Consider the following 6262-nt stretch of genomic DNA (forward strand, 5'->3'; position numbering starts at 1 on the left):
ATTGATGTGTCTCCTTGTTCATAGGCTTTAACTATTTTTTGGCGAAACTCGATCAAATAAGGTTTCATTTTTTCTGCGATCGCTACTGAACATAGTGTACCACAGATACATGGAATTTGCTATAATATCAGCGGCCCCCGTCGGTGCTGGATAACTCAACTGATTAAAACGAGCTAATTGCAGCCGTTTCAGCAATTCCTGAAACTGTTTTACTTGTTGCATGGAAACCCTGAAAACCTGACGACCAGAATCATTAGCATTTCCCGGCCCCGCCAGCACCCGGATCAAGGTGCCATCCTCCATCAATACTGTTTCATAAGTGCGGCCTGTAAAACCACCACTGGCGATCGCCCGAAATACCATACCTTTTGTCAAAGGCGGCGGTAATTGTGCAGCCGGAATCTTCACAGGTTGAACCGAACTAAGTTGATTTTCCCTTCGCAAAACCTTTCCCGTGCGATCGCTACGATAAACCCAAGTTTGGCGGCCATCAGACAACACAACTCGCCAACCTTCCACCATCATTTGACCGCACAATTCATCATTTTTAGGCAGTCCCAAACAAGTATTCGGCCAAGTTTGGCGGCTGAATTCCGTAATTTTTAGCCGTCCCGCCGCAATCCCAGTTTCCTTAGACAAATCTTGACGAACAGCAGTAGCCACTTGCGCCGGCAATTGATTAGTACCATTTTGCCCACCTTGCGCCAAATCATTGTCTAGAGGCATTAAATTTAATTTATTTACTTTGAGATTTTCCTGCGATCGCTCAACTCTGACTAAAACCGCACGGGGTAAAAGTCCGCGATCGCCTGCTTTTGGCACCACTAGCGAATCGTAAATTTTATTTTGCGCCAACTCCTTTTTCTGTTCTGACTGCGGATACGGAGATGGTAAATTGCCAGCATCAGCATTTGCTGTCTGTATCAGCAGTGGATACATTTCTAAAGCTAGAATTCCCGTCAATAGTAAAGCTAAGAAAAACGGACTAGGCTGCTTTTCGGGTTGATTTTCAGGATTTTTCCAGGGATATTGGGAATTTTTTTTCATAGCCATCCTCCTCATTACGCCACACTCAGAAAGCGCACAACTAACACAATTTATATAACTTTAGACTCCACTACCTTACTATTTGGTTCCTCCCTCGTAAATAAAAATAAGTAAATTATTCTAATTAAAGGTAAAATACCGATGAATAAACAGTTCCCTGTCTAAGCATTCTTCCGTCTTCCCTGTTCCTTTTCAACAAAGAGGGTTTCGCCAGATCGGGGGATAGCTGTAATTACCTCTGCCCCCCTATCTGTAACTAATCAAATTCTCATTACAAATTTTATTCTCCACTCTTCTCCAATAACTGATAGTTTAAATATTAAACACGATCGTTAGGAGATTAATAGATGGACACTCTACTTGAAGGCGGCTCAGCTTTGCGCGATCGCGACTATACCCTAATCGTAGACAAAAGTGAAAGTATGTCAACATCAGACCAAGCAGACGGCAAAAGTCGCTGGGAGATCATGCAGGAGTCTGCCCTAGCACTAGCAGCTCAATGCGAACAATTCGATCCTGATGGCATCACCCTTTACCTGTTCGCAGATGATTTTAAACGTTATGACAACACAACAGCTAGTAAAGTTGCCCAGATATTCCAAGAAAATCAGCCATCTGGCAAAACCAAGCTAGCCCCAGCCCTAAAAAATGCTACAGATAATTACTTTGAGCGTCGCGCTACAGAACGCGCCAAAGCTAACGGAGAAACGATTATAGTAGTAACATCCGGTGAAGTCAATGATCCTCAAGCAGTAAAGCAGATCGTTATTGATGCCTCAAATCAGTTAGAGCGAGATGAAGAACTGGCAATTTCACTAATTCAAGTAGGCTCCAATCAAACAGCAACAGAATTTTTCAAAATATTGGATAATGAATTGCAGGGTGCTGGCGCTAAATTTGACATCTGCAACACCGTCACTTTGGATCACATGGGAGATATGTCTTTGACTGACGTACTGCTTAATGCCATCCTTGGTTAATTCAGATTCACGCAGAACATAATTCTGTCCTTGCTAAAGCTAAGCCTGCGCGTATACACCCCACAAGACCCGAATATCCTGTACAGTCAGAGCATGGCATCAAGCTTTGGTGTTAATCGGCGTAGTAATGCTAATAGCCGCTGCTTTCGGAGATCGTCAACCGACGACCAATTTAAGATTTTAAATATTGATACCATAGACTTATGCTAACCTCTCTAGCCGGAAGCATTGCCCATTTCGGCGAAAAAGTTAAAGTATTCTTAAAGGTAGGGGATGTGGGAGCGATCTTTACTGATGGCATTACAAGCTGAAAATCTTAAGGGGGCCCAGTACAACGTCGAGCAGCTACTTGAGGCAATCAAACACAAATTGTCACCAGTGGCGATTAATCAGATTTGTTGTAATTGACGACCTGCGACAACATATCGGGCAATATAAGGTCTATGATGACATCACTTTGGTGGTACTTAAGCAAAAATAAGCAGCACAATTCAGATTTAGCAACTATGATTCAGATATTTGGCGACTTTGAGGAGCCGCCTTTCACACAAGAATACTTGATTATTGGATTTTCCCCCAGTTCCTTCCCCCTAAAGCAGCGGTGGCGAAACAACGGTTTATCTGCTGATTTTCTTGCCGACTATTTAGCTACATTCTTTCCTGGAAACGAACGGGAACCCGCAAGTATTTATAAGCAAGCGCAGGTCAAAAGTGCTATTAGTTACGTTGCCAATGAATTGCTAGAAAATGCAATGAAATTTAACGACGAAACCTGCCAGTATCCGATCAGTATTCGCCTTCACCTCGAAAGTGGCAGAGTCGCATTTCTAATGACTAACAGCATCCCTCCCCAAGCAGTCGATAAATTTCAGGCTTACATCAAGGAGTTAACCACGTCAGATCCGAATGAGCTATACATTTACCAGTTAGAAAAAAATGCTGCTGACGAAAACTGCACCGCTTCTGGTTTAGGCTTGCTGACTATGATCAACGACTATGAAGCGAAGCTAGGTTGGAAGTTTGAGACTGTCCAAAAAGACCCAGAAGTAATTGCCGTAACTACAATGGTACAGCTAAGAGTATAGGCTATGAATATGCCTGAATTGGCTCCGTTTCAGTCCAATAACTACTCATAAGCGCGATCCGGCTACTTAAGCAACCCCTAAATCTACAAGGAACTTTAAACGAATGGAGATCAAAACCGAAGATTACCGTATCTGTTACGATCAAGCAACTGCAACAGTTATTTTACAAGGCGCTCTCCGGCTCAGTGGCATGGATGAGTACGCGCCTGTGGTACAGTTGCTCAACGATGTGGCTGACTCGGAACCACCCAAAATTGTGCTGAACTTGCAAGAACTAGAATTTCTTAACAGTTCTGGGATTAGTATGCTATCGAAGTTTGCGATCAAGGTGCGCCAGAAAGGAAACGTTCAGATGCAGATCAAAGGTTCTCAGTCAATCCCTTGGCAAGGAAAGTCTTTGCGGAATCTACTGCGTTTGATGCCTACTTTGGAACTGGAATTAAAATAGAAAGTTTGAGAGGGCGTATGGCTAGTACAGACTTTCGACATCAGAGTATTTTTGTCAATGCACAAAGGCAGAATCGCAGCTTGGCAAAAAGACCATCTAGAGAAAAACTTATTCTAGAAATAGAACAACTGCGCCAGGAACTCCAAGAGATCAAAGGCGAAAAGATGCAGTTGAATATTTTGCTGGAAGCAGCCTGTGCCCGTGCTGATGCTGTGGAAGTTTTACTGCGTGAGTCTAATCAACAACTGCAAGCCGAAATTGCCGATCGCGATCGCGCAGAAGTTGCCATGAAGGAGGCTCAAGCAGAACTTCAGTCTATTCAGACAACTATGAGCATAGATAAAGCTGACATGGAAATGATTTTAGAAGCAACGATCGAACACGGCGATTTCGTGGAAAATCTGTTGCACGATCAGTGCATTCGCGATCCCGTGACTGGTCTTTTTAACCGCCGTTACCTGAAGGAGTTTTTGGCTAGGGAGATCGAGCGCTCCACGCAAGCGCAGGAATCACTGGGTATTATTATGCTTGACATTGACTACTTTAAGCGTTTTAACGATACTTTTGGTCACGATGCCGGCGATCTTGTTCTGCAAGAGCTGAGCTTGTTTTTGCAAGGGCAAGTCCACAATTCAGAGATAGTGTGCCGTTACGGAGGTGAGGAGTTTATCCTAATTTTGCCAGAAAGTAGCTTGGAAGATGCTCGCCAACGTGCTGAACAAGTGCGCCTGGGCGTGAAACACTTAAATTTGAAGTATCACGGTCAGTCTCTCGACACGATTACTGTTTCTTTGGGGATAGCTTGTTTTCCAGAGCATGGTAAAACTGGTACTGAGGCGATCGGAGCTGCCGATGCGGCTCTTTACCGCGCCAAGGCTCAAGGGCGCGATCGCGTTGTATTCTTCTAGATAATTAAAGCCTTCTGCTATTCTAGATAACTAAATGTTACCTTTTGCCTTCTGCCTACCCTCTGCTTCCGCCTTCTGTCTTTTGCTATAACTTCATACCAATAGAAACTATGGTAGGGTGTATCACGAACTACACTGACATATATGATCTTTGTCAAGGCGCAAATTCCAAGACAATGCAGGAAGAACAACTGTCTAGAGAAGAGCTACTTTTGGAGATAGAAAAACTGCGCCAAGAAGTAGAAAACCTGAAAAGGGAAAAAACTGACTTGGAAATTTTGCTGGAAAATACCGCCCTACACTCCGATAGTGTTGAAGCTGAGTTACACGATAAAGCATTGGAGGCGGTACGTGAAGGCGAGGCAAAGTTAGCTCAGTTTCTCGAAGCAATTCCCGTAGGAGTAGCGGTGTTGGATGCTACTGGTAAACCTTACTATGCTAATCGCGCCGCAGTGCAGTTACTTGGCAAGGGAGTTGTGCCGTCAATTACAGTTTATAATATACCAGATATTTATCAACTTTATGTTACAAATAGCCTTCGTCTTTACCCTGTTGAAGAATTGCCAATCTCGCGGGCTTTGAATGGTGAAACTTCAATGGCTGATGATATAGAAGTTCATCAAGGCGATTTGATTATCCCTCTAGAAAGTAGGGGAACGCCAATATTTGATAACAATGGAAAAGTGGTCTATGCGATTTCTGTTTTTCAAGATATTAGCGATCGCAAAAAAGCAGAAGCGGAACGCCAAAGGTTCACTAACGAACTCTTTGAACTCAATTTGAATTTAGAAAAAGCTCTGGATGCAGAATTAGAACTAACCGATGCTTACGGACGGTTTGTCCCTCACCAATTTCTTTATTTTTTAGGATATGAAAGTATTGTTGATGTCAAATTAGGCGATCAAGTACAGCAGGAAATGTCGGTATTATTTGGCGATATTCGTGACTTCACTTCGCTTTCGGAGACTCTAAACCCTGAAGAAAATTTTAAATTTATTAATGATTATCTCAGTCGGATGGAGCCTGCTATTACCGAAAATAATGGCTTTATTGATAAATATATTGGCGATGCGATTATGGCTCTATTTAACGGCGAAGCAGATGACTCAGTTAAAGCTGGGATTGCCATGCTGCAAACGCTGGCAAATTACAATCAACAGCGCCAAAATTTGGGCTGTGTGCCGATTAAAATTGGGGTAGGAATCAATACAGGTACTTTGATGCTAGGTACTGTTGGCGGACAAAACCGGATGGACAGTACAGTTATTAGCGATGCTGTTAATTTAGCCTCTCGGATTGAAGGCTTGACAAAAGAGTATGGCGTACAGATGTTAATTTCTGACCAAACTTTTTCGCGCTTGCAAAATCCTGCTGATTATAATATTCGGATTGTCGATCAAGTAAAGGTTAAGGGTAAGTCAAAGTTTGTGACAGTCTACGAAGTCTTTGATGCCGATCCCCCAGAAGTTCGAGAAGGTAAGTTAAGCACTTTGAAAAGATATGAAGAAGCTATGCTACTTTACCATCAGAAGACTGTGAGAGAGGCGGGCAAACTGTTTGAAGAATGTTTGCAAAAAAACCCTGAAGATAGAGTATCTCAAATTTATCTAAAACGGTGTCGAGATTGGCGATCTCTACTGAAAGATTTTTAGGCAAGGTAAAAGTCAAAATAAAAGTGGTTTCGGGCTTGTTAAAAAACAAATAAAAAATAAAGGGTTGTGCAAAGTGTCATAATGATCGTAACATCTAAAGCAAGACTTCTGCACTGCTGACGTAACGCCGCCCTCTGGGCGG

Annotated in this window: 6 protein-coding genes; 5 read left to right on the forward strand and 1 reads right to left on the reverse strand. The window is 42.9% G+C overall.

All coding sequences use genetic code 11. The annotated features are described in order from the left end of the window. Positions 1 to 27: 27 nt before the first annotated feature. On the reverse strand, positions 28 to 1047 hold the full coding sequence (locus PY364_RS16910; protein WP_275524228.1) for a hypothetical protein: 1020 nt from the start codon (positions 1045 to 1047) through the stop codon (positions 28 to 30). Positions 1048 to 1394: 347 nt separating this feature from the next. On the opposite strand from PY364_RS16910, the gene PY364_RS16915 reads away from it, so the two are divergent. From PY364_RS16915 to PY364_RS16935, 5 genes are all read left to right on the forward strand, one after another. Then, the gene (locus PY364_RS16915; protein WP_275524230.1) at positions 1395 to 2027 is read left to right on the forward strand and encodes a VWA domain-containing protein; all 633 of its coding nucleotides are present in this window, start codon (positions 1395 to 1397) and stop codon (positions 2025 to 2027) included. Positions 2028 to 2533: 506 nt separating this feature from the next. Beyond that, positions 2534 to 3112 carry a DUF6272 family protein gene (locus tag PY364_RS16920; protein ID WP_275524237.1) on the forward strand — a complete coding sequence of 193 codons (579 nt, stop codon included), beginning with the start codon at positions 2534 to 2536 and terminating at the stop codon, positions 3110 to 3112. Positions 3113 to 3215: 103 nt separating this feature from the next. After that, positions 3216 to 3560 (forward strand): STAS domain-containing protein, encoded by a 345-nt coding sequence (locus tag PY364_RS16925; protein ID WP_275524232.1) that lies wholly within the window; start codon positions 3216 to 3218, stop codon positions 3558 to 3560. 17 nt (positions 3561 to 3577) lie between these two features. Further along, positions 3578 to 4468, forward strand: coding sequence for a diguanylate cyclase (locus PY364_RS16930; protein ID WP_275524233.1), 891 nt, complete (start codon positions 3578 to 3580; stop codon positions 4466 to 4468). A gap of 176 nt (positions 4469 to 4644) precedes the next feature. Then, a complete protein-coding gene (locus PY364_RS16935) occupies positions 4645 to 6120 on the forward strand; it encodes an adenylate/guanylate cyclase domain-containing protein (protein ID WP_275524235.1) in 1476 nt (491 codons plus the stop codon). Positions 6121 to 6262 lie beyond the last annotated feature (142 nt).

Origin of the sequence: Kamptonema sp. UHCC 0994, from assembly GCF_029167235.1 — a bacterium.
Lineage (GTDB): Bacteria > Cyanobacteriota > Cyanobacteriia > Cyanobacteriales > Microcoleaceae > Kamptonema.

Coding starts and splice junctions, on each gene's coding strand:
- PY364_RS16910 (WP_275524228.1), bottom strand. CDS start 1,047: ATGAAAAAAAATTCCCAATATCCCTGGAAAAATCCTGAAAATCAACCC.
- PY364_RS16935 (WP_275524235.1), top strand. CDS start 4,645: ATGCAGGAAGAACAACTGTCTAGAGAAGAGCTACTTTTGGAGATAGAA.
- PY364_RS16925 (WP_275524232.1), top strand. CDS start 3,216: ATGGAGATCAAAACCGAAGATTACCGTATCTGTTACGATCAAGCAACT.
- PY364_RS16915 (WP_275524230.1), top strand. CDS start 1,395: ATGGACACTCTACTTGAAGGCGGCTCAGCTTTGCGCGATCGCGACTAT.
- PY364_RS16930 (WP_275524233.1), top strand. CDS start 3,578: ATGGCTAGTACAGACTTTCGACATCAGAGTATTTTTGTCAATGCACAA.
- PY364_RS16920 (WP_275524237.1), top strand. CDS start 2,534: ATGATTCAGATATTTGGCGACTTTGAGGAGCCGCCTTTCACACAAGAA.